Annotated in this window: 2 protein-coding genes; both read right to left on the bottom strand. The window is 71.7% G+C overall.

Annotated elements, in window-relative coordinates; translation table 11 throughout:
* Positions 1-135: 135 nt before the first annotated feature.
* Positions 136-348 carry an EF-hand domain-containing protein gene (locus IE249_RS28910; protein ID WP_189709431.1) on the bottom strand — a complete coding sequence of 71 codons (213 nt, stop codon included), beginning with the start codon at positions 346-348 and terminating at the stop codon, positions 136-138.
* A 59-nt stretch (positions 349-407) separates the two neighbouring features.
* Entirely contained in the window at positions 408-1322 is a 915-nt protein-coding gene (locus IE249_RS28905) for a helix-turn-helix domain-containing protein (RefSeq protein WP_189709428.1), read from the bottom strand.
* Positions 1323-1471 lie beyond the last annotated feature (149 nt).

Genomic DNA, 1471 nt, shown 5'->3' with positions numbered 1-1471 from the left:
TCCGCTCGCCTCGCCCTTCGGGGTCGCTGTCGTGCGCAGCTCTGACGGGGTTGTGCAACCTCCGCGGCGGGCGGGCTATTCCGGGCGGCGGGGGCGCCCAACCGCCGAGCGGCCGGGCACCCCCGGGCGCCTGGGTCACTTGCTCAGGTACGCCCAGAACTCGTCGAACGACAGAACCTTGTCGCCGTTGAGGTCGCGGGTCTTGATGACGGCCTCGGCCACCGTGTCGGTGACGTTCCAGTCGCCCCCCTGAGCGAGGGCGGACTTGAACTCGGCGGCGGTGATGAAACCGTCGCCGTCCGCATCGATCCGCTGGAATTCCTTGCGTGCTTCCTCGATGTCCGCCACCGATCCGCCCCTTTGTGTCGCGTTTGCTCTGACGTGCTGTCGTACTGACGCAGGTCAGATTAACGGCCCGCGCGGCACCTCAGTGCGGCGACCACCCAGGAGAACTCCTCCTCGTACGACGGCAGGGGCTCCAGGCCTTTCAGCTCGGCCGACAACCGGCGGTACCGGGCGACGCGTTCGTCCGAGGCGGCCGTCAGGCGTTCCAGTACGGCGGCCGGGTCGGCGTCGCCGATCAGCCCCCGCAGGATCTCTCCGGCCTCGGGCGCCTCGGGGGCGGCACCTCGGCGCAGCGCCTCGCCGGCGAGCTGCACCAGGCGGCTCATGAACCACAGAGAGGTGCCCGCCGGGACGTCCGGGCCCCGGTCGGCCGCGTTGAACACGATCATCCGGCGCATCAGGGCACGGAACTCCGGGTCCTGGATCAGCTCGGCCAGCTCCACCCACGCGTCCACCTGTTCCGGCGTGGGGTCGTCCGGGAGGTCCGCCGTGGCGAACCGGAGCCGGGTGCGGATGTCGGGGTCGGCGGTGTCGAGCCCCTCGAAGACCTCCGTCATGAAGTCGTCGATGATCCGTTCGCGCTCCGCCGCCGAGAGCCGTGCCAGTCTGTTCATCAGGGTCGTCTCCTCCGTGCCTGCGCCTCGTCGGGCCACGCTCGACAGCACCGCGCGGGTCACCCTCAGCGACCTGATCCGCGCGTCCAGCGCCGCCACGTGCGTCGCGGCGACCTGGGCCACGGTGCGCTCCCCCGAGAGCACCGTGCGCACGTCGTCCAGGCCGAGGCCCAGCTCGCGCAGGGTGCGGATCAGCTCCAGGCGGGCCACGCAGGCCGCGTCGTAGAGGCGGTAGCCGCCGGGCGAGCGGGCCACCGGGGGCAGGGCGCCCTCGTCGGACCAGTAGCGGATGGTCCGTACCGTCAGTCCGGTGGCCCGCGCCAGGTCGCCGATGGTGAGGAGTGCGGTGCCGTCGTCGTTCACGTACGCGAGTGTGCGGGTTCCAGCGGGTGGAGACTCAAGCTCAGCGGAAGATGCCGGTGTGGCCGAGCGAGTAGCGGCCCGGCTGGGGGTAGACCGCGAGGCCGTGCGGGCCGCTGCCGACCTTGATGCGGGCCAGCTGCTCGCCGGTG

Source organism: Streptomyces anandii JCM 4720 (genome assembly GCF_014650655.1).
Lineage (GTDB): Bacteria > Actinomycetota > Actinomycetes > Streptomycetales > Streptomycetaceae > Streptomyces > Streptomyces anandii.
This window is presented reverse-complemented; position numbering and strand designations above follow the sequence as displayed.